This window comes from Bradyrhizobium sp. 61, assembly GCF_023073075.1.
Classification (GTDB): domain Bacteria; phylum Pseudomonadota; class Alphaproteobacteria; order Rhizobiales; family Xanthobacteraceae; genus Bradyrhizobium; species Bradyrhizobium barranii.
Genome location: NZ_JADPIU010000050.1, coordinates 108054 through 130372, shown reverse-complemented (window position 1 = coordinate 130372; position 22319 = coordinate 108054). Strand labels below are relative to the sequence as shown.

Genomic DNA, 22319 nt, shown 5'->3' with positions numbered 1-22319 from the left:
GCGTCAGTCCCCGCTTGAACCCGCGTGCGAGAAGCACGCCGGCTCAAGACGTCGTCAGAATGGCAATGTCAGGAAGGGAGCCGGCGGACCGGCTCCCGGGTTCGTCAGGCCTCGGAAAAGAGAGGCTGCTTAGATGTGGTACGTCTTCAGCGGCGGGATGCCATTGAACGCCACCGCCGAGTAGGTCGACGTATAGGCCCCAGTGCCTTCGATCAGCAGCTTGTCGCCGATCTCGAGCGTGACGGGGAGCGGATACGGGCTCTTCTCGTACAGCACGTCGGCGCTGTCGCAGGTCGGGCCTGCGAGCACGCACGGCGTCATGTCCGCGCCGTCATGCGGGGTGCGGATGGCGTAGCGGATCGACTCGTCCATCGTCTCGGCGAGACCGCCGAACTTGCCGATGTCCAGGTACACCCAGCGCACCTCGTCCTCGTCGCTCTTCTTCGAGATGAGCACGACCTCGGATTCGATGATGCCGGCATTGCCCACCATGCCGCGGCCCGGCTCGATGATGGTCTCCGGAATCTGGTTGCCGAAGTGCTTGCGCAGCGCGCGGAAGATCGAGCGGCCGTAGGTGACGACCGGCGGCACGTCCTTCAGGTACTTGGTCGGGAAGCCGCCGCCCATGTTGACCATGGAGAGGTTGATGCCGCGCTCGGCGCAGTCGCGGAACACCTGCGAGGCCATCGCCAGCGCACGGTCCCACGCCTTCACCTTGCGCTGCTGCGAGCCGACATGGAAGGAGATGCCGCACGGCTCCAGGCCCAGGCGCTTGGCAACGTCGAGCACGTCGACAGCCATTTCCGGGTCGCAGCCGAACTTGCGCGACAGCGGCCATTCGGCGCCGGCGCAGTCATAGAGGATGCGGCAGAACACCTTCGCGCCGGGAGCGGCACGGGCGACCTTCTCGACCTCAGGAACGCAGTCGACCGCGAACAGCCGGATGCCGAGCGCGAAGGCGCGCGCGATGTCGCGCTCCTTCTTGATCGTGTTGCCGAAGGAGATGCGGTCGGGCGTCGCACCCGCGGCCAGCGCCATTTCGATCTCGGCGACCGTCGCGGTGTCGAAGCAGGAGCCCATGGACGCCAGCAGCGAGAGCACTTCCGGCGCCGGGTTCGCCTTGACGGCATAGAACACGCGGCTATCGGGCAGCGCCTTGGCAAAGGTCTGGTAATTGTCGCGCACGACCTCGAGGTCGACCACGAGGCAAGGCTCGGTGTCCCGGCCCTCGCTGCGGCGGTTGCGCAGGAATTCCTGAATACGTTCGGTCATAGCACTCTCCCAAACGGCCCAGCGACGGGGATCCGTTCAAAAAATGTCGTCGGATGAGAGCGCTCCGGCCAGATCACGCGATGGAGGCGTGACGAGCCAAAGACTCACATCAGACTGTGCTGCCGTGGATTGGTTGGGAATTTCCCGCCCGCACACCTGGCAATGAAGGACAAGCCTTTTCAGTAGCCCGCGCCGGCGTTGGACTGCCGGTAGAGACCAAAAAAGCCCGATCCGTCGTTGCTTTAAGTCGCGTCCCCCGTTGAGAGCGGGGTGCGCCGGTTCGCCTCCGGCTGCCAGTCACGGTTGCAAAAAGTGAAGTCACCTTCGACTAGGCATCTCTTTGAGAGAGATGCTGGACGCTCCGGGTTTGCTTCCTCGTCCGACCTTTCGGTCTCGCGACTTCCGCACTTCCGAAGAGCCCCTCGGCTTCTTCACCCCTTGGCGGCTGTCCGGCCTCTTGTCCGGATACCTACCGACTGACACACGACCACAGGCACGTGCGAAATTGGGCAAGAGCGCACATAAGCGTTTTGACTCAGCTTCGCAAGAATTTTTTTAGGCTGAGGACAGAATTGCCTAACATCTGCTTGCGCAGTGTTGCGCGAGCGGCGCGGAAGATGAACGCGCGTTAAGTTTTCTCAGCCGTGCGCGCGTCTTGCGCGCGCGAGGAAGCGTCAGCGGCGCTTCGTGAACGGCTCGACGCGCTGAGCCGCGCGGATGAACGCGGTCATCACGAGCACGCCGAGCGCGAACAGCACAGCCTGTAGGATGTGCGTGCCCTGCTCGCCGAGCCCGAACAGGATCGCGAGCGCCCAGCCGCCGGCGAACGCGGCGCCGAACACCTCGGCGCCGATCAGGATGGCCGCGCTGACGACAGTGATGACGCTCGGCCAGACGATCTGACGGGAAGAGGAGACAGGCGCGTTCATGAGCTTTGGGGTCCGTGGCTTCGAGGGCCGCAATCTCCCCGAAAAGGCGGCCGGGAGCAAGGGCAAATGGCCCAAAAAAGCCCCATCGCGTGCTATAGCTGACCCCAACAATCGAGCCACAAAAACCGGGACTTGCGATGTCAGACCCCCGCCAAACCACGGACCCCGAGACCAACCCGCTGCTGAAGGCCTGGGTGACGCCGTTTGCGACCCCGCCCTTCGACGAGGTCAAGCCCGAGCACTTTCTGCCGGCCTTCGAGCAGGCCTTCGCCGATCACTCCGCGGAGATCGCGGCGATCACCAACGATCCGGCGGCCGCCGACTTCGCCAACACCATCACGGCGCTGGAGCGCTCCGGCAAGCTCCTCACCAAGGTCGCGGCGGTCTTCTACGACCTCGTCTCGGCGCATTCCAACCCGGCCATCCTGGAGATCGACAAGGAGGTCTCCTTGCGGATGGCGCGGCACTGGAATCCGATCATGATGAACGCCGTGCTGTTTGGTCGCATCGCCCATCTGCACGAGAACCGCGCCAGTCTTGGTCTTTCGCCCGAGCAGCTCCGGCTGCTGGAGCGCACCTACACCCGTTTCCACCGTTCCGGTGCCGGCCTCTCCGAAGAGGCGAAGGCGCGGATGGCGGAGATCAACGAGAAGCTCGCCCAACTTGGCACCGGCTTCAGCCACCACCTGCTTGGCGACGAGCAGGAGTGGTTCATGGAGTTGGGGGAGGCCGACCGCGAGGGCCTGCCGGAGAGCTTCGTCGCAGCCGCCAAGGCTGCGGCGGAAGAGCGCGGCATGGACGGCAAGGCCATCGTCACGCTGTCGCGCTCCTCGACCGAGCCGTTCCTGAAGAGCTCGGCCCGCCGCGACCTGCGCGAGAAGGTCTACAAGGCCTTCACGGCGCGCGGCGACAACGGCAATGCCAACGACAACAACGGCACCATCGTCGAGATCCTGCAACTGCGCGAGGAGAGCGCCAAGCTTCTGGGCTATCCGACCTTCGCCGCCTACCGGCTCGAGGATTCCATGGCCAAGACGCCGGATGCGGTGCGCGGCCTGCTGGAGCGGGTCTGGAAGCCGGCGCGTGCGCGTGCGCTCTCCGACCGCGACGAGATGCAGGCGCTGATCACGGAAGAGGGCGGCAATTTCAAGCTCGCGCCCTGGGACTGGCGCTTCTATGCCGAAAAGCTCCGCCTCCAGCGCGCCAATTTCGACGACGCCGCGATCAAGCCCTATCTCACGCTCGATCACATGATCGCCGCCGCCTTCGACTGCGCCACCCGCCTGTTCGGCATCACCTTCGAGGAGCGCAAGGACGTTCCGGCCTGGCACCCGGACGTCCGGGTCTGGGAGGTGAAGGGGCCGGACGGCAAGCACAAGGCGCTGTTCTACGGCGACTACTACGCCCGGCCGTCGAAGCGCTCCGGGGCGTGGATGACCTCGCTACGCGACCAGCAGAAGCTCGACGGCGAGATCGCGCCGCTCGTCATCAATGTCTGCAACTTCGCCAAGGGCGCGAACGGCGAGCCCTCGCTGCTCTCGCCCGACGATGCCCGCACCCTGTTCCACGAGTTCGGCCACGGCCTGCACGGCATGCTCTCCAATGTGACCTATCCGTCACTGTCGGGCACCGCGGTGTTCACCGACTTCGTCGAGCTGCCCTCCCAGCTCTACGAGCACTGGCAGGAGCGGCCCGAGGTGTTGCAGCAGTTCGCCCGCCACTACCAGACCGGCGAGCCGCTGCCGGACGACCTGCTCCAGCGCTTCCTCGCCGCGCGAAAGTTCAACCAGGGCTTTGCCACGGTCGAGTTCGTCTCCTCGGCGCTGGTCGATCTCGAATTCCACACCCAGCCGGCTTCCGCCGCGCAGGATGTTCGCGCCTTCGAGAAGAAGGAGCTGGAGAAGATCGGAATGCCCGAGGAGATCTCGCTCCGCCACCGGCCCACGCAGTTCGGCCACATCTTCTCCGGCGACCATTATGCCTCCGGTTACTACAGCTACATGTGGTCGGAGGTGATGGACGCCGACGCCTTCGGCGCCTTCGAGGAGGCCGGCGACATCTTCGATCCTGCGGTGGCAAAGCGCCTGCACGACGACATCTACTCCTCGGGCGGATCGGTCGATCCCGAGGCCGCCTATGAAGCCTTCCGCGGCCGCCCGCCGGAGCCCGACGCGCTGCTGCGCCGGCGCGGCCTGCTCGACGGCGCGAAGGCAGCCTGATGGGCATGCGTGCCCTGTTCGGCCTGTTGCTCGCCGCTGCGATGACGTTCGCAGCCGGCGCGGCGAGGGCGCATCCGCATGTCTGGATCACCGCGACCAGCGAGCTGCTCTACGCGCCTGACGGCTCGATCACCGGCGTCCGCCACGCCTGGACCTTTGATGACATGTTCTCGGCCTATGCCCTGCAGGGGCTCGAGAGCAGGACCAAGGGCGCCTATACGCGCGAGGAGCTCGGGCCGCTGGCGCAGACCAATGTCGAGTCGCTGAAGGAATACGCCTACTTCACCTTCGCGCGAGCCGACGGCAAAAAGGAGCGATTCCAGGAGCCGGTCGACTACTTCCTCGATTACAAGGATACCGTGCTGACCCTGCACTTCACCTTGCCGCTGAAGAACCCGGTCAAGCCCAAGCAGCTGGTGCTCGAAGTGTTCGACCGCTCCTACTTCATCGACTTCCAGATGGCCAAGGACAATCCGGTCAAGCTGGTCGGCGCGCCCGCCGGCTGCCAGATGAAGCTCGATCGTCCCAACGACGGCTCCGCCGCCGCGCAGAAGCTCAACGAGCAGACCTTCCTGAACGGTGAGAACTCGAATTTCGGCATGATGTTCGCCAACAAGATCACGGTGGATTGCCCTTGAAGCCGCAACTCTCCCCGTTCGCACGCGGGCTGCTTGCCTGCGCTGCGGCTGTCGTCGTGCTGGGTGTGGCGGACGCCGCGCTTCACGATCTCCTCGCGCAAAATCCGTTCGGTGCACCACGCCCGGCGCAGGCCGCGGAGCCCGAGGCCAGCGGCGTCATTGGCTGGCTGTTGGCAAAGCAGTCGGAATTCTATCGCCAGATGTCGGCGACCATCCGCGCCGCCAAGTCCGACGGCTCGGCGGTGTGGACGCTGCTCTTCATCTCCTTTGCCTATGGCATCTTCCACGCCGCCGGCCCCGGCCACGGCAAGGCGGTGATCGCCTCCTATCTCGTCGCCAACCGCGAGACCGCGCGGCGCGGCATCGCGCTGTCGTTTGCCTCGGCGCTGATGCAGTCGCTGGTGGCGATCCTGATCGTCGGCATCTCGGCCTGGGTGCTGAACGCCACCGCCAAGACCATGTGCAAGGCGGAAGGCGCGATCGAGATCGCGAGCTACGGCCTGATCGCGCTGTTCGGCCTGCGGCTGGTCTGGGTCAAGGGCCGCACGTTCATCCGCGCGCTGCAGGCGGTCCAGCCGGTGCCGGCGATCGCCGGCGTGCCGCATGACCATCATGATCACGGCCATCACCATCACCATGATGCCCATGATCATCACGACCACGACCACGATCACGGTCACGGTCACGATCACCATCATCACGACCATGGTCACGCCCATCACCACCATGCGCACGACCACGTCCATGACGAGCATTGCGGCCATTCCCACGGTCCGACGCCGAGCGAGCTCGCCGGTCCCGGCGGCTGGCGGCGCGGGTTCGCTGCAATCCTGACCGTCGGCATCCGGCCCTGCTCGGGTGCGATCCTGGTGCTGGTGTTCGCGCTGGCGCAGGGCCTGTTCTGGGCCGGCATCGCCGCGACCTTGCTGATGGGGCTCGGCACCGCCATTACGGTCGCGGCCATCGCCGTTGTCGCCGTCTCCGCCAAGGACATCGCCGCCCGCCTCAGCGCCGGGCGCGACGGCGGCGGCGCGCTGTTCATGCGCGGCATCGAATTCGGCGCCGCCGGCCTCGTGCTGCTGTTCGGCGCGGGCCTGTTGTTCGGCTACGTCGCCGCCGAACGGACGACGTGTTTCTAAGGTTGCTCTTTCCCTCCCCCCTTGTGGGGGAGGGTGGCTCGCCGCGTAGCGGCGAGACGGGTGAGGGGTATCTCTCCGCGAGCAAACCTCTCACGATTAAATCGTGCGGAGAGATACCCCTCATCCGTCGCGCTACGCGCGCCACCTTCTCCCACAAGGGGAGAAGGAAGAAAGATCACACCGGCAAGAACCGCTTCAGCGCCGGCATGAAGAAGATCCCGAGATTGATCGCAAAGCCGATGCTCCAGAGGATCGACCGCAGCGTCGGGCGGTTGCCGAGATAGGTCAGCACGTAGGCGATCCGCACGATCAGGAACAGCACGGCGAGCTCGTCGATCAGCCGCTGCGGCGAATCCCGGAATTCGGCAAGCAGCACCGCGAAGGCGAGGAACGGAAAGGTCTCGATGCCGTTCTGGTGGGCACCAAGCGCGCGCTGCGCCAGCGCATCCTCGAAGAAGGCGGGGTCGCGCGGCCGGGAATTGTCGAAGATGCGAAACCGCGTCCATTTGATCGAGACGATCGTCGCCAGATAAAGCAGCAGCGCTCCCAATACGCAGAATTCCGCGAGTGTCATCAGCCCCTCCCCGCTTGGGCGCGACCCTAGCGAAATCGACCTCATCTTGACAAGTTCGGAGCAACGCGCGACGCAACTGATCATGACGACAATTGCCCCCATCGCAGCGCAAAAGCCCGCCGTCCGGTCCAGCCTGCGGCGCGTCGGCGTGCTCCTGGTCAATCTCGGCACGCCCGATACGGCCGATGCGCCCGGCGTGCGGGTCTATCTCAAGGAGTTCCTCTCGGACGCCCGCGTCATCGAGGACCAGGGGCTGGTCTGGCAGTTCGTGCTCAACGGCATCATCCTGCGCAGCCGTCCCCGCACCAAGGCGCTGGACTATCAGAAGATCTGGAACAATGAGCGGAACGAGTCGCCGCTGAAGACCATCACGCGCTCGCAGAGTGACAAGCTTGCGGCCGCACTGTCTGACAGCGACCACGTTGTCGTGGACTGGGCGATGCGCTACGGCAATCCCTCGATCAAGTCCGGCATCGACGCGCTGATCGCGAAGGGGTGCGACCGCATCCTCGCCGTGCCGCTCTATCCGCAATATTCCGCCTCGACCTCGGCGACGGTCTGCGACGAAGTGTTCCGCGTGCTCGCCCGCTTGCGTAACCAGCCGACCCTGCGGGTGACGCCGCCTTACTACGAGGACGAGGCCTATATCGAGGCGCTAGCGATCTCGATCGAGACGCATTTGGCGACGCTGCCGTTCACGCCGGAGCTGATCGTGGCGTCCTTCCACGGCATGCCGAAATCCTATGTCGACAAGGGCGATCCCTATCAGTCCCACTGCGTCGCCACGACCGAGGCGCTGCGCCGCCGGCTCGGCATGGACGAGACGAAACTGCTGCTGACCTTCCAGTCGCGCTTCGGCAATGACGAGTGGCTCCAGCCCTACACCGACAAGACCATGGAGCGCCTGGCCAAGGAAGGCGTGCGCCGCATCGCGGTGGTGACGCCGGGCTTCGCCGCCGACTGCCTGGAGACGCTGGAGGAGATCACGCAGGAGAATGCCGAGATCTTCAAGCATAATGGCGGCGAGCAGTTTTCCGCGATCCCCTGTCTCAACGACAGCGATCCCGGCATGGACGTGATCCGCACCCTGGTGCTGCGCGAGCTTCAGGGCTGGATCTGATGGTGTCTCCCATGAACCGCCGCGAGACTTTGGCGCTTCTTGGGACGATCGCCGCGCTGCCGGCCTCGGTGCTGGCGCAGCAGCCGAACGCCACGCGGCGGCTCGGCGTGCTCTCGGTCACGGCCGCGGATGACGCGATCGGGCAGGCCCGCAGCACGATCCTGGTCGAGACGCTCGCCGCCCATGGCTGGAAGGAGCACGACAACCTCAGGATCGATTGGCGCAGCGGCGCCGGCGACCGGGCACGCATCGCGCGCCTCGCCGACGAACTCGTGGCGCTCAAGCCGGACATCCTGCTCGCGGTCGGCACGCCCTCGGTCGAGGAGCTGCGCCAGCGCACCACGGCGATTCCGATCGTGTTCGCCGTCGTCACCGATCCCGTCAGCCAGGGCTTTGTCAAAAACCTCGCTCATCCCGGCGGCAACATCACCGGCTTCACCGATTACGACGGCCCGCTCGCCGGCAAATGGCTGGAGATGCTGACGCAGGTCACGCCAAAAGTGTCCCGCGTCTTCGTCGTCTACAATCCTGCCACCGCGCCGTTCGCGCCCCTGATGTTGCGCACGATCGAGGACGCCGCACGGACGCTTCACGTGACGGTCGAGGCAGCGCCGGTCCATGACTCCGGCTCGATCGCCGCGCTGGCTTCGCGGAAGGACGGCGGCCTGCTGGTGCTGCCGGACTTCTTCACCATGGCCAATCGTGCCCAGCTCCTGGCTGCAATCGGTGAAGCCCGCGTGCCGGCGGTGTTTTGGAGCCGCACCTTCGTCGACGAGGGCGGGCTGATGTCCTACAGCACCGACAGCGCCGAGCAGCTCCGCCGCGCTGCCAACTACATCGATCGCATCCTGAAGGGCGCGCAGGCAGCCGACCTGCCGGTCCAGAATCCCACCAAGTTCGAGCTGGCGATCAACCTGAAGACGGCGAGGGCGCTGGGGTTGACGATGTCGCCCTTGCTGCTTGCGCTCGCCAACACCGTGGTTGAATAGGGGCGCCGAAGCTACCTTCAACTGGTGATTCCGGAATTCCTGGGGCAGAATGACGGTGGGGATGTTGCCGCGAGCGATGCGGCTCGAACGGGGCGGGCGCGATTACATGCGGGGATTGTTGCTTGTAGCCGTCGTGGCCTGCGGACTCGCTGGCTGCAACACGACCGGGGACGTAGCGTCGACCATGTATCCGGAAGCGGTGCGGGCCGGCGGTGCCGTCAAGAGTGATACGGCCATTGTCCTGGTCGCAAACGGCGGCAGCGAGACGATCAACTATCTTCAGTTCGTTCACAACGGTTTTCCCGCGATCAATGCGCGAGGGATCAGCCTTGCTCCGGACGGCTTTGTTGCGATTCCGGTCGCTGTCGGAACGACGGGGCTTGAGCTGCAAAACTATACGACGACGGGGCGCCCAGGCACCTATCTCCCGAATGGCGCGTCGATGGGATTCGTGCCGGTGCATACGCCCAAGATCGATCTTCCCGCCCCCGGACTGTATTACGTTGCGACCGTCTTTCCGGGGCAGCAACGCAGTTTCGAGACAAGGCCGACGGCCGCCCAACTGGCGAAGCTGCGAAAGGAGCGGCCCGAGCTCGCCGCGCTGAAGCCGGTGAATTTTACATGGTCCAACTAGGACACCGGTCGTTGCTAGGTTGCCTCCGTGCCCTTTCAAGGGCTTTCTCACAATACTTATCGGCGATCGTTCCGCCTCCGTACTTCTTGTGGAAATGTCGCCCCGCGCCGACGTAAATGGTGACCGCTGAACCGGTAAGGTCACGTTCCCGACCAATGACAGCGCCGGAAGGGGCTTTCCCGCCTTGGAGGAAATATGAGCGGTTTCGATGTTTTCGCGATTGTTCTGGTGTTGCTCGTCATCGTCACGCTGGTCGCCGGCGTGAAGACGGTGCCGCAGGGCTATGACTGGACCATCGAACGGTTCGGCAAATACACTCAGACGCTGAGCCCCGGGCTCAATCTGATCGTGCCCTATTTCGATCGCGTCGGACGCAAGATCAACATGATGGAGCAGGTGATCGACATTCCCGAGCAGGAGGTCATCACCAAGGACAACGCCACCGTGACGGTGGACGGCGTCGCCTTCTACCAGGTGTTCGATGCCGCCAAGGCGAGCTACGAGGTCTCCAACCTGACCCAGGCCATCACGGTCCTGACCATGACCAACATCCGGTCGGTGATGGGAGCGATGGATCTCGACCAGGTGCTGTCGCATCGCGACGAGATCAACGAGCGCCTGCTCCGCGTCGTCGACGCCGCGGTCTCGCCCTGGGGCCTCAAGGTCAACCGCATCGAGATCAAGGACATCGTGCCGCCCGCCGACCTCGTCGAAGCCATGGGCCGGCAGATGAAGGCCGAGCGCGTTAAGCGCGCCGACATTCTGGCCGCCGAAGGCCAGCGCCAGTCCGAGATCCTGCGCGCCGAGGGCGCCAAGCAGGGGCAGATCCTTCAGGCCGAAGGCCGCAAGGAAGCTGCGTTCCGCGACGCCGAGGCCCGCGAACGTTCCGCCGAGGCCGAGGCGAAGGCGACGCAGATGGTCAGTGAGGCCATCTCCAAGGGAGACGTCGCCGCGCTGAACTATTTCATCGCCGACAAGTATATCAAGGCGTTCGGGCAACTGGCCGACTCGCCGAACCAGAAGGTCATCATGCTTCCGGTCGAAGCGATGAGCATGCTGGGCTCACTCGCCGGCATCGGCGAGATCGCCAAGGCAACGTTCGGCGAAAGCGCGGCGTCCGCGGCCGCTGCCGCCCGCCGCGGCGGCTCGGTGCCGACGACCGGCCCCACGCCGCCGGCGGTACCGCCGCGGCAGGGGTAATCAAAGCGCATGCACTTTCGAAAAGTGCATGCGGCAATTTAAAGCGCATGCCCCGGAAAAGTGGGGACCGGTTTTCCGATCAGGGCATACGCCAGCATAAAGAGGTCGTGTCATGACCGACATGTTCGTATCGCTCGGCACCTGGAACTGGCTGATCTTCGGCTTCATCCTGATGGCGCTGGAGGTGCTGGCGCCGGGCGTATTCCTGTTCTGGCTCGGGCTCGCCGCGCTGCTGGTCGGCCTGATCTCCTTTGCTGTCGCCGTGTCGTGGCAGATCCAGCTCGTGATGTTCGCAATCTTCGCTGCCGCCGCCGTGCCGGTGTGGCGCCGGCTCGCGCGGCCGAAGCTGGACGCAAGCACCAGCCCCTTCCTGAACAAGCGCAGCGAGGCATTGCTCGGCCGCGAGTTCACGCTGGAGAAGCCGATCATCGACGGCAACGGCACCGTGCGCCTCGGCGACACGGTGTGGCGCGTGGCCGGGCCGGATACGCCGGCCGGGACGCGGGTGAAGGTGGTGCAGGTTGACGGTGCGAATTTGACGGTCGCGGAGGCGTAGTTTGTTTCCCTCCCCCCTTGTGGGGGAGGGTGGCTCGCCGCAAAGCGGCGAGCCGGGTGAGGGGTATCTCTCGGCTTGTGAATCTCTTACTTCTGAATTCGCGGAAGCAACCCCTCATCCGGCGCTTCGCGCCACCTTCTCCCACAGAGGGAGAAGGAAGATTGGAGCGCGCGGCTGCGTCCAGATTTTACCTCTTCCACCTCTCCGCAAACCGGTGCAGCGGCATGAACGTCTCGCACAGCTCGCGCCCAAGCGCCGTCAGCCCGTAACCTCCACCGTCGCCCAGCTCCACGAACCCCGCATCGCGCAGCTCCGTCAGCCGCGCCTGCAGCACCGTCGGCGAGGCCTCGTCGCAGGCCGTGCGCAACGCGCGGGAGGTGAGGGCTTGGTCGCGCAATTCCCACAGGATCCGCAGGCTCCAGCGCCGGCCGAGGAGATCGAGCAGCGCCATGATCGGCCGGCCGGTGCGCGAGCCGCGCACGGTCCGGCTCCCTGATGCTGCCTGCTTCGCCATCCCGGCCCTCTTGCGTGGTGCTACAAATAATGTAGCGTCTTGCTACGATAATTGTAGCAACGGAGACAGCTGATGTCCCAGGCCACGCCGCGCATCGCGCCGCTCGTCCCGCCTTATCCCCCGGAGATCCAGGCGCAATTCGACCGCGTCATGCGCGGCGCCCCGCCATTGGCGCTGTTCCGGGTGATGGCGGGCCACGCCCGCGCCTGGGACAAGTTCCGCGCCGGCGGCCTGCTCGATCCCGGTCCGCTTTCCCTGCGCCAGCGCGAGATCGTGATCGACCGCACCTGCGCGCTGACCGGATGCGAATATGAATGGGGCGTGCATGTCGCGATCTTCGCCGGGCCGGCGCGGCTCAGCGAAGATGAGGTGCACGCGACCGCGCGGGGCGATGCGACGTCACCGTGCTGGTCGCCGGCGGAGCAGGCGCTGATCGCGGCGGTCGATGCGCTGCATCACCGCGCGACGTTGGACGACGCCGAATTCGCCGCGCTGTCGGCACATTACGACGAGACCCAGATCCTGGAGATCATGCTGCTGTGCGGCTTCTACCGCACGGTGTCGTATCTGGCGAACGGGCTGAAGCTGCCGCTGGAGGAGAAGGCTGCGCGGTTTCCGGTGGTCTAACCGCCGTCATTGCGAGCGTAGCAGTGCCGCTCTTAGTTCCTCATCCTGAGGAGCGCGGAACGCGCGTCTCGAAGGATGAAGGCCCGGCCGGTGGCCTCGCCCTTCGAGACGCGCGCCGTTGGCGCGCTCCTCAGGGTGAGGGTCAAGACAGCGGCCCTACGCCACGCCCGCCCGCAGCAGATCGTGCAGGTGCACGATGCCCACCACCTTGTCGGCTTCGGTCACCACCAGCGTGGTGATCTTGCTTGTGTTCAGCACCTCGATCATCTCGCTGGCGAGCATCGAGGGCGGCACGGTCTTCGGCTGCCTGGTCATGATGTCGTCGACCGACACCGTCAGAAGATCCGGCCGCATGTGGCGGCGCAGATCGCCGTCGGTGATGATGCCCGCGATTCCGCCGGCATCGTCGACGATGCAGACGCACCCCAGGCCCTTGGCCGACATCTCCATCACCGCGTCCGACATCTTGGTGCCGAGCGGCTTGAGCGGGATCTCGGCGCCCGTGCGCATGTAGTCGCGGACGAATTTCAGCATCGCGCCGAGCTTGCCGCCCGGGTGGAAATGCGCGAACTCCAGCGCGGTGAAGCCGCGGCCTTCGAGCAGCGCGATCGCGATGGCATCGCCGATCGCGACCTGCATCATCGTCGACGTGGTCGGCGCCAGATTGTGCGGGCAGGCCTCGCGCGCCTTCGGCAACTCGATCACGATGTCGGCGGCCTGGCCCAGCGAGGACGCCGCGTTCGACGTCACCGCGATCATCGGGATCGCGAAGCGCGCCGAATAGTTCACGAGGGTCTTCATCTCCGGCTGCTCGCCGGACCAGGACAGCGCCATGATGACGTCGTCGGTGGTGATCATGCCGAGGTCGCCATGGGCGGCTTCCGCGGTGTGGACGAAGAAGGCCGGCGTGCCGGTCGAGGCCAGCGTCGCCGCGATCTTGCGCGCCATGTGGCCGGACTTGCCGAGGCCGGTGACGATGACGCGGCCCTTGGCGTTGCGGATCAGGTCGACCGCCTTGGCGAAGGTCGCGCCCAGCGGACCGCGCAGGGCGGCGGCGAGCGCATTGATGCCGCCGCTCTCCGTCTCCAGCGTGCGGAGCGCGGATTCGACGCTGTCGGGAGTAGGGCCGGATGATGGGGTCATCAGCGGTTTCGAGCTCGACATGTTCAGGTCCAGGGAGGAGGGGCGCTCGCCCGTTGGCGCCTGCTTAGCATGGCCAGACCGGCGAGGCGACGAGAGCGCCAGGGCCCTCAACCGGTCATTAACCATAATTGTTTTAACTCCATTAACGATGGTTCCCGCCCGCCGGCGGAGGTCGTCGCGAAAGTGCTTGATTTCGTTGGAGTTATTACATCGTGGGGGCGCCTCCAGGCACGGGCCGGAGCAAACGCGGGCATTTCCTGCGCGCGGCTTTGCCGTGCCTGGCGCTGACCGCCCTCGGAAGCGCGCCGGCGGCCGCCCAGAGCCTCACGCCCGACCTGTTCAATCCCAACCGCGGCGGCTTTGCCGCGCCCGACACGCTGCCGACGCGCCGCACGGCGGGCGTGCCGCAGGCGCCGTTGGATGCGCTCCCGGCGCTGCCCGATCCCAATGCCGATCCGCGCAAGCGCCAGCAGGCGCCGGCGACCTCGCGCGTCGGCCAGGTGCCGACCTACGGCCTGCCGGCCGCCAACGGCGCCAGCGGCTCCGGCTACGACTCGCTCAACCGCAAGCGGCAGCAGCCAAAGCTCTATCCTGGGCAGCCGAAGCCGAAGCGCCCGGTCGGACCCGGCTCGCCGGTGCCGCCGGCAACGCCGGACCGGACGCTCGGGCCGCCGCGCATCGCGCCGCCACCGTCGGAAACCGCAAACAAGGCGCCGGTGCCGCGGGCGATGGCGGGCACCGTGCCCGGCCAGCCGCTGCGCCGCCGCCTCAAGGCCGACGACGATGCGTTCGGAGCGGTCGGCGACTATGCCGGCAGCTTCCTGATCAAGGGCGGGCTCGAGCTCTCGGCCGGCTACGACACCAATCCGGCGCGCCTGAACAAGCCGGTCGGCTCGCCGGCCTATGTCGTCGCGCCCGATCTTCTCGTGATGTCCGACTGGGAGCGCCACGCGCTGGTCGCGGATCTGCGCGGCTCGTTCTCCGGCTACACCAACAACATGCCGGCGACGATCGACGGCTTCGCCTCGCCGTCGCCGGTCGAGATCGATCGCCCCGACTTCACCGGTCATGTCGACGGTCGTTTTGACGTCAGTCGCGACCTCAAGCTCACCTCGCAGTTCCGGCTGCGGGTCGCGACCGACAATCCCGGCAGCCCGAACGTGCAGGCGGGCCTGCAGAAATATCCGATCTACGCCAGCTATGGCACCACGATCGGCTTCGACCAGACCTTTAATCGCTTCCAGGTGGCCGCCGGCGCCACCGTCGATCGCACCGCCTACACCGATTCCAAGCTGACCGACGGCTCGACCTTCAGCAACGACGACCGCGACTTCAACCAGTATGGCGGCATCGGTCGTTTCTCCTACGACCTCAAGCCGGGGCTGAAGCCGTTCGTCGAGATCGAAGGCGACAGTCGCGTGCACGACCAGCCCGCCGACCGCAACGGCTATTTCCGCGATTCATCGGGTGGCTACGCCAAGGTCGGCTCGAGCTTCGAGTTCTCGCGCATCCTGATCGGTGAGATCTCGGTCGGCTATACCGCGCGCAATTATGTCGACCCGCGCCTCAGCCAGCTCGCGGGCTTCCTCACCGCGGGCTCGCTGATCTGGAATGCGAGCGGCCTGACCACGGTTAAATTCGCCACCGACACGCAGATCGCGGAGTCCACGGTCCCCGGCTCCTCCGGCGTGCTGGTGCACACCTACGGGATCGAGGTCGATCACGACTTCCGCCGCTGGCTCACCGCCGTCGGCAAGTTCACCTACGGCACCTACGACTACCAGAACCAGAATCGCAACGACAAAACCTACTCGCTCGAAGGCAATCTGATCTACAAGCTCAACCGCAACATCTGGATCAAGGGCACGCTGCGCCACGACATCCTGAACTCGAACCAGCCGGGTTCGAGCTCGCAGGGAACGGTGATGATGGTGGGGGTGAGGTTGCAGAATTAGAGGGCGGCGGTGCGTCGCGTTTGAGCGTATGCATGTGCGGCTTAGTTGGCTCCGCTCTCGCCACTTACTCCGCTGTCATGCCCCGGCTTGACCGGGGCATCCAGTACGCCGCGGCCTATCGTTTCAATTTCAACTGTCTCTGGAATGCTGGATCGCCCGGTCAAGCCGGGCGATGACAACGTTTGTTGAACTGGCAGCAGAACTAGCCGCAGGTTACCGCGGCAGATCCGTCTTCCCCATCAGGAACGTGTCGATCGACCGCGCACACAGCCGGCCCTCGCGGATCGCCCACACCACCAGCGACTGGCCGCGGCGCATGTCGCCGGCGGTGAACACGTTCGGGCGCGAGGTCTGGTAGTCGAGCGTGTTGGCCTTGACGTTGCCGCGCGGGTCGAGATCGACCGAGAGCAGCTTGAGCAGGCCCTCGTGCACGGGATGCACGAAACCCATCGCGAGCAGGATGAGCTCGGCATCGAGCTCGAACTCGGTGCCGGCAATCGGCTTGAACTTGTCGTCGACGCGCACGCAGTGCAGCTTCTTGACTTGGCCGTTCTCGCCGGAAAACTTCTGCGTCAGCACGGCGTATTCGCGGACCGCGCCTTCGGCCTGGCTGGAGGAGGTGCGCATCTTGAGCGGCCAGTTCGGCCAGGTCAGGCCCTTGTTCTCGCGCTCGGGCGGGGCGGGCATGATCTCGAGCTGGGTGACCGAGAGCGCACCCTGGCGCAGCGAGGTGCCGATGCAGTCAGAGCCGGTGTCGCCGCCGCCGATGACGACGACATGCTTGCCGCCGGCCAGGATCTCCTGGACGCCGCCGAGCGGCTCCTCGGAGACGCGGCGGTTCTGCTGCGGCAGGAAGTCCATGGCGTAGTGGATGCCTTGGAGGTCGCGGCCGGGGATCGGCAGGTCGCGCGGGGCTTCTGCGCCGCCGGTCAGCGCGACGGCATCGTAATCGTTGAGCATCTCGCGCGGGTCGACATTGCCGTCAGCGCCGACATGGCTGTTGTAGTGGAAGGTGACGCCTTCGCCTTCCATCTGCTTGACGCGGCGGTCGATGACGCCCTTCTCCATCTTGAAGTCGGGGATGCCGTAGCGCAGCAGGCCGCCGGCCTTGGCGAACTTCTCGAACAGATGCACGTCGTGGCCGGCGCGCGCGAGCTGCTGCGCGCAGGCCATCCCGGCCGGACCCGAGCCGATCACCGCGACCTTCTTGCCGGTCTTGACGGTCGCCACTTCCGGCTTCAGCCAGCCATTGTCCCAGGCGCGGTCGACGATCGCGCATTCGATGGTCTTGATGGTGACGGGGTTGTCGTCGATGTTGAGCGTGCAGGACGCTTCGCACGGCGCCGGGCAGATGCGCCCCGTGAACTCCGGGAAATTGTTGGTCGAGTGCAGGTTGCGCGAGGCCTCTTCCCAATTGCCCTGATAGACGAGGTCGTTGAAGTCGGGGATCTGGTTGTTGACCGGGCAGCCGGGCGTGCCGGGCGCCACCGAGCCCGTGCCGTGGCAATAGGGGATGCCGCAATTCATGCAGCGCGCGGCCTGATCGCGCGTTTCCTTCTCGGTCAAGGGAACGACGAACTCGTTGTAATGCTTCACGCGCTCGGCGACCGGGGTGTACTTGCGGTCATGCCGTTCGATTTCGAGAAAACCCGTGATCTTGCCCATTAAACCCGAAGTCCCTGCCGCTTAAATTCGTCTTCTCTCTAGCCAGACCCTCATCCTGAGGAGCGGCGCACTGGCGCCGCGTCGCGAAGGATGAAAGGCCCCGCTGGTGACCTCATGGTTCGAGACGCAGCTATCGCGCTCCTCACCATGAGGGCTTATCGCTCTACGCGCCGATCGCGATTTTCGGCTCGGCGTCCGCGTTGGCGGCCATTTCGCGCAGCGCGCGCCGGTACTCGACCGGCATCACCTTGCGGAATTTGGGCAGCCAGTCCTTCCAGTTGGCAAGGATGTCGGCGGCGCGCTTGGAGCCGGTCGCTTTGGCATGGCGCGAGATCAGGACGTGCAAGCGCTCGACGTCGGAGTCGAGCAGGTTCTTGAACACGTCGACCCGGCCGTGCGCCTCGAGGTCACCCGAGTGGTTATAGGTGCCGGCGTTGATCAGCTCTTCCGACAGCACCGGCTCGAGCTCGACCATCGACATGTTGCAAAGCTTGTCGAAGTCGCCGGTCTCGTCGAGCACATAGGCGATGCCGCCGGACATGCCGGCCGCGAAGTTGCGCCCGGTCTTGCCGAGCACGACCACGATGCCGCCGGTCATGTATTCACAGCAATGATCGCCGGCGCCTTCGACGACCGCCACCGCACCCGAGTTGCGCACGGCGAAACGCTCGCCGGCGACGCCGCGGAAGTAGCACTCGCCCTGGATGGCGCCATACATCACCGTGTTGCCGACGATGATGCTCTCCTCCGGCACGATGCCGCTGTTGGCGGGGGGCTTGACGATGATCTTGCCGCCCGAGAGGCCCTTGCCGACATAGTCGTTGGCTTCGCCTTCGAGTTCGAAGGTGACGCCTTGCGCCAGCCACGCGCCGAACGCCTGGCCGGCGGTGCCCTTGAGGCCGACATGGATCGTGTCGTGCGGCAGGCCGGCATGACCGTAGATCTTGGCGACCGCGCCCGACAGCATCGCGCCCGCGGAGCGGTTGGTGCTGTTGATCCTTGCCTCGATCTTCACCGGCGCGCCGCGGTCGAGCGCAGGCGTCGCCTTCTCGATCAGCGTGCGGTCGAGCACCGCCTCCAGATGATGGTTCTGGCGCTCGGAGTGATAGATCTTCTGGCCCTTCTCTTCCTTCTGCTTGACGAAGAGCTTCGAGAAATCGAGGCCCTTGGCCTTCCAGTGCGCGACCAGCCTGGTCTGGTCGAGCAGCTGAACCTGGCCGATCATCTCGTTGAAGGTGCGGAAGCCGAGCGATGCCATGATTTCGCGGACTTCCTCGGCGACGAAGAAGAAGTAGTTGATCACGTGCTCGGGCTGGCCGGTGAAGCGCTTGCGCAGGACGGGGTCCTGGGTCGCGACGCCGACCGGGCAGGTGTTGAGGTGGCACTTGCGCATCATGATGCAGCCGGCCGCGATCAGCGGCGCGGTGGCGAAGCCGAACTCGTCGGCCCCTAAAAGCGCGCCGATCACGACGTCACGGCCGGTGCGGAACCCGCCGTCGACCTGGACCACGATGCGGCTGCGCAGCCGCTCGCGCACCAAGGTCTGGTGGGTTTCGGCAAGGCCGATCTCCCACGGTGAGCCGGCATGCTTGATCGAGGTCAGCGGCGAAGCGCCGGTGCCGCCCTCGAAGCCCGCGATGGTGACATGGTCGGCGCGTGCCTTGGCAACGCCGGCGGCGACGGTGCCGACGCCGATCTCGGAGACCAGTTTGACCGAGACGTCGCCCGTCGGGTTGACGTTCTTGAGGTCGTAGATGAGCTGCGCCAGATCCTCGATCGAGTAGATGTCGTGATGCGGCGGCGGCGATATCAGGCCGACGCCCGGCGTCGAGTGACGGACCTTGGCGATGGTCGCGTCGACCTTGTGGCCGGGCAGCTGGCCGCCTTCGCCGGGCTTGGCACCCTGCGCCATCTTGATCTGCATCATGTCGGAGTTGACGAGATACTCCGTGGTGACGCCGAAGCGGCCCGAGGCGACCTGCTTGATCGCCGAACGCATGGAATCGCCGTTCGGCATCGGCTTGAAGCGGTCGGCTTCCTCGCCGCCTTCGCCGGTGTTCGACTTGCCGCCGATCCGGTTCATGGCGATCGCGAGCGTGGTGTGCGCCTCGCGCGAGATCGAGCCGAAGCTCATCGCACCGGTGGCGAAGCGCTTGACGATGTCCTTGGCCGGCTCGACCTGGTCGATCGGGATCGGCTTGCGCTTCTCCTCGTCCGCGTTCTTGATCCGGAACAGGCCGCGCAGCGTCAACAGCCGCTCCGACTGCTCGTTCAGGATCTTGGCGAAGGCGCGGTAGCGTTCCAGCGAATTGCCGCGGGCGGCGTGCTGGAGCAGCCCGACCGACTCCGCGGTCCATGCATGGTCCTCGCCCCGGCTGCGATAGGCATATTCGCCGCCGACGTCGAGCGCGGTCTTGTAGACCTGCGCCTCGCCGAACGCGTCGGCATGACGGCGCACCGCTTCTTCCGCGATCTCGGCAAGGCCGACGCCCTCGACACGGGTGTGGGTGCCGGCGAAGAACTTGCCGACGAAGTCCGCCTTGAGGCCGACGGCGTCGAAGATCTGCGCGCCGCAATAGGATTGGTAGGTCGAGATGCCCATCTTGGACATCACCTTGAGCAGGCCCTTGCCGATCGACTTGATGTAGCGCTTGACGATCTCGTAGTCGTCGAGCGAGCCGGGCAGGCGGTCCTTCATCGCGATGATGGTTTCGAACGCCAGATAGGGATTGATCGCTTCGGCGCCGTAGCCGGCCAGGCAGGCGAAGTGATGCACTTCGCGCGGCTCGCCGGATTCGACGACGAGGCCGACCGAGGTGCGCAGTCCGACGCGGATCAGATGATGATGCACGGCGGCGCAGGCCAGCAGTGCCGGGATCGGCACCCGGTCGCTGCCGACCATGCGGTCGGACAGGATGATGATGTTGACGCCCTCGCGGACGGCGGCTTCCGCACGCGCGCAAAGCTCGTCGAGCACCTGGTCCATGCCGGCAGCACCGAGACCGGCGTGGAAGGTGGTGTCGAGCGTGCGCGACTTGAAATGCGACTCGGCGACGTCGGAGATCGAGCGGATCTTCTCGAGATCCGCATCGGTCAGGATCGGCTGGCGCGCTTCGAGACGCTTGGTGGTGGCGAGGCCTTGCAGGTCGAACAGGTTCGGCCGCGGTCCGATGATGGAGACGAGGCTCATCACCAGCTCCTCGCGGATCGGGTCGATCGGCGGGTTGGTGACCTGCGCGAAGTTCTGCTTGAAGTAGGTGAACAGCGGCTTGGCCTTGTCCGACAGCGCCGAGATCGGCGTGTCGTTGCCCATCGAGCCCGCGGCTTCCTCGCCGGTGGAGGCCATCGGCGTCATCAGGATGGAGATGTCTTCCTGGCTGTAGCCGAACGCCTGCTGGCGATCGAGCAGCGACAGGTTGGAGCGCACGCCGGTGGTCGGCACCTTCGGCAGCTCTTCCAGCACGATCTGGGTCCGCTCCAGCCACTCCTTGTAGGGATGGCTCCGGGCGAGTTCGGCCTTGATCTCGTCGTCCGGAATCAGGCGGCCCTGCTCGAGGTCGACCAGCAGCATCTTGCCGGGCTGCAGCCGCCACTTGGTGATGATCTGGTCCTCGGGGATCGTCAGCACGCCCATCTCGGACGCCATCACGATGCGGTCGTCCTTGGTCACGAGATAGCGCGCCGGCCGCAATCCGTTGCGGTCGAGCGTGGCGCCGATCTGGCGGCCGTCGGTGAAGGCGATCGCGGCGGGGCCGTCCCACGGCTCCATCAGCGCGGCATGATATTCGTAGAAGGCGCGGCGCTTCTCATCCATCAGAGGATTGCCGGCCCACGCCTCCGGAATCATCATCATGACGGCGTGAGGCAGCGAGTAGCCGCCCTGCACCAGGAATTCGAGCGCGTTGTCGAAGCAGGCGGTGTCCGACTGGCCTTCGTAGGAGATCGGCCAGAGCCGGTTGATGTCCTTGCCGTAGAGCTCGGAGCTCACGGAAGCCTGGCGCGCCGCCATCCAGTTGGTGTTGCCGCGCAGCGTGTTGATCTCGCCGTTATGCGCGATCATGCGATAGGGATGCGCCAGCGACCAGGCCGGGAAGGTGTTGGTCGAGAAGCGCTGATGCACCAGCGCCAGCGCGCTCTCGAAGTCCGCCTCGTGCAGATCGGGATAGTACTTGCCGAGCTGGTCGGCGAGGAACATGCCCTTGTAGATCACGGTGCGGCACGACATCGAGCAGGGGTAATAGCCCGCAAGGCCGCGGTCGCGGCGCTGGTAGATCGCCTGCGAGATCGACTTGCGCAGGATGTAGAGCCGGCGCTCGAAATCGTCCTCGGTCTTGGCGGTGCCGTTGCGGCCGATGAACACCTGCATGCAGGCGGGCTCGGTCGGCTTCACGGTGACGCCGAGCGAGGAATTGTCGGTCGGCACGTCGCGCCAGCCGAGCAGGGTCAGGCCCTCTTCCTTGATCTGGTCGGCGATGATGCTCTTGATGACGTTGCGCCAGGCGGTGTCGCGCGGCATGAACAGCGCGCCGATGGCGTATTCGCCCGGAGCCGGCAATGCGAAGCCAAGCTCCCCGGCCTTGCGGCTGAAGAAGGCGTGCGGGATCTGCACCAGGATGCCGGCGCCGTCACCGGCGCGCGGGTCGGCGCCGACGGCGCCGCGATGCTCGAGGTTGCAGAGGATGCTGAGCGCGTCCGCGACGATCTCGTGGGACTTCTTGCCCTTGATGTTGGCGATGAAGCCGACGCCGCAGGAATCCTTCTCCAGGCTCGGATCGTACAGACCTACAGCCGGCGGGCGCGAATTGTGTTCCTGAATCGGATCAGTCGTTTTCGAGGCGACCGTCGCCGACAGTTCTTCTGCCACGATGTTTGCGCGCTCGAATTGCGACCCGTTCATTGTTCCAATCCTCTCCATGCGGCAAGCTGCCTCACCGCTATCTTCGGCGCACCTTGGGCGTTCCGCGGCACCCGCCTCTGGGTCACCGCTCGTCCGCTGCGAGCCGCATTTTCTTAAATTCAGGCCAAGGCGTTCTTCGTCCCCGAGAACGGCTTTGCCTGTTGCCTTCCTGGCGCTCGAAAGCACCGACTTTCGTTGCAATCCGTATGCCGGAACTACAAGCAAAATTGAGACAGTCTTCCTGTCCT

At 65.5% G+C, this 22319-nt stretch carries 17 protein-coding genes; 10 read left to right on the top strand and 7 right to left on the bottom strand.

The annotated features are described in order from the left end of the window. Window positions 1-129 precede the first annotated feature (129 nt). Window positions 130-1272 (bottom strand): type III PLP-dependent enzyme, encoded by a 1143-nt coding sequence (locus tag IVB46_RS14645; protein WP_063985715.1) that lies wholly within the window; start codon window positions 1270-1272, stop codon window positions 130-132. Window positions 1273-1946: 674 nt separating this feature from the next. Then, on the bottom strand, window positions 1947-2201 hold the full coding sequence (locus IVB46_RS14640) for a hypothetical protein (RefSeq protein WP_063985714.1): 255 nt from the start codon (window positions 2199-2201) through the stop codon (window positions 1947-1949). 137 nt (window positions 2202-2338) lie between these two features. On the opposite strand from IVB46_RS14640, the gene IVB46_RS14635 reads away from it, so the two are divergent. The 3 genes from IVB46_RS14635 to IVB46_RS14625 are packed head-to-tail and all read left to right on the top strand — an operon-like array spanning window position 2339 to window position 6197. Beyond that, on the top strand, window positions 2339-4420 hold the full coding sequence (locus IVB46_RS14635; protein ID WP_247315780.1) for a M3 family metallopeptidase: 2082 nt from the start codon (window positions 2339-2341) through the stop codon (window positions 4418-4420). Then, complete coding sequence (locus IVB46_RS14630) at window positions 4420-5058, top strand: DUF1007 family protein (protein ID WP_247315778.1); 639 nt, start codon at window positions 4420-4422, stop codon at window positions 5056-5058. The genes IVB46_RS14635 and IVB46_RS14630 overlap by 1 nt, the downstream gene beginning before the upstream one ends. After that, entirely contained in the window at window positions 5055-6197 is a 1143-nt protein-coding gene (locus IVB46_RS14625) for a nickel/cobalt transporter (RefSeq protein ID WP_247315776.1), read from the top strand. Before IVB46_RS14630 ends, IVB46_RS14625 begins: the two co-directional genes overlap by 4 nt. Window positions 6198-6372: 175 nt before the next feature. Here the strand turns inward: IVB46_RS14625 and IVB46_RS14620 are convergent, their stop codons facing one another. Then, entirely contained in the window at window positions 6373-6771 is a 399-nt protein-coding gene (locus tag IVB46_RS14620) for an MAPEG family protein (protein WP_247315773.1), read from the bottom strand. Between the two features lie 82 nt (window positions 6772-6853). Here IVB46_RS14620 and hemH point away from each other — a divergent pair, with 82 nt between their 5' ends. From hemH to IVB46_RS14595, 5 genes are all read left to right on the top strand, one after another. Next, window positions 6854-7891 carry a ferrochelatase gene (gene hemH / locus IVB46_RS14615; RefSeq protein WP_247343027.1) on the top strand — a complete coding sequence of 346 codons (1038 nt, stop codon included), beginning with the start codon at window positions 6854-6856 and terminating at the stop codon, window positions 7889-7891. Between the two features lie 11 nt (window positions 7892-7902). Further along, window positions 7903-8880, top strand: coding sequence for an ABC transporter substrate-binding protein (locus IVB46_RS14610; RefSeq protein WP_247343023.1), 978 nt, complete (start codon window positions 7903-7905; stop codon window positions 8878-8880). Between the two features lie 76 nt (window positions 8881-8956). Further along, complete coding sequence (locus IVB46_RS14605; RefSeq protein WP_247343020.1) at window positions 8957-9514, top strand: hypothetical protein; 558 nt, start codon at window positions 8957-8959, stop codon at window positions 9512-9514. Window positions 9515-9709: 195 nt separating this feature from the next. Beyond that, window positions 9710-10714, top strand: coding sequence for an SPFH domain-containing protein (locus IVB46_RS14600; RefSeq protein ID WP_071909416.1), 1005 nt, complete (start codon window positions 9710-9712; stop codon window positions 10712-10714). Window positions 10715-10826: 112 nt separating this feature from the next. Then, complete coding sequence (locus IVB46_RS14595) at window positions 10827-11270, top strand: NfeD family protein (RefSeq protein ID WP_247315763.1); 444 nt, start codon at window positions 10827-10829, stop codon at window positions 11268-11270. A gap of 187 nt (window positions 11271-11457) precedes the next feature. Here the strand turns inward: IVB46_RS14595 and IVB46_RS14590 are convergent, their stop codons facing one another. Beyond that, window positions 11458-11784 (bottom strand): helix-turn-helix domain-containing protein, encoded by a 327-nt coding sequence (locus IVB46_RS14590; RefSeq protein WP_063985704.1) that lies wholly within the window; start codon window positions 11782-11784, stop codon window positions 11458-11460. Between the two features lie 72 nt (window positions 11785-11856). Between IVB46_RS14590 and IVB46_RS14585 the strand changes: the two genes are divergently transcribed. Then, on the top strand, window positions 11857-12411 hold the full coding sequence (locus IVB46_RS14585; RefSeq protein ID WP_247315760.1) for a carboxymuconolactone decarboxylase family protein: 555 nt from the start codon (window positions 11857-11859) through the stop codon (window positions 12409-12411). 156 nt (window positions 12412-12567) lie between these two features. On the opposite strand, the gene IVB46_RS14580 is transcribed toward IVB46_RS14585, so the two are convergent. After that, entirely contained in the window at window positions 12568-13575 is a 1008-nt protein-coding gene (locus IVB46_RS14580; RefSeq protein WP_247315758.1) for a KpsF/GutQ family sugar-phosphate isomerase, read from the bottom strand. A 191-nt stretch (window positions 13576-13766) separates the two neighbouring features. Here IVB46_RS14580 and IVB46_RS14575 point away from each other — a divergent pair, with 191 nt between their 5' ends. Continuing rightward, on the top strand, window positions 13767-15509 hold the full coding sequence (locus IVB46_RS14575) for an outer membrane beta-barrel protein (RefSeq protein ID WP_247315756.1): 1743 nt from the start codon (window positions 13767-13769) through the stop codon (window positions 15507-15509). Window positions 15510-15722: 213 nt separating this feature from the next. Here the strand turns inward: IVB46_RS14575 and IVB46_RS14570 are convergent, their stop codons facing one another. Beyond that, on the bottom strand, window positions 15723-17174 hold the full coding sequence (locus IVB46_RS14570; protein ID WP_247315754.1) for a glutamate synthase subunit beta: 1452 nt from the start codon (window positions 17172-17174) through the stop codon (window positions 15723-15725). A gap of 163 nt (window positions 17175-17337) precedes the next feature. Further along, window positions 17338-22071, bottom strand: coding sequence for a glutamate synthase large subunit (gltB, locus tag IVB46_RS14565; RefSeq protein WP_247315752.1), 4734 nt, complete (start codon window positions 22069-22071; stop codon window positions 17338-17340). Between the last annotated feature and the right edge of the window lie 248 nt (window positions 22072-22319).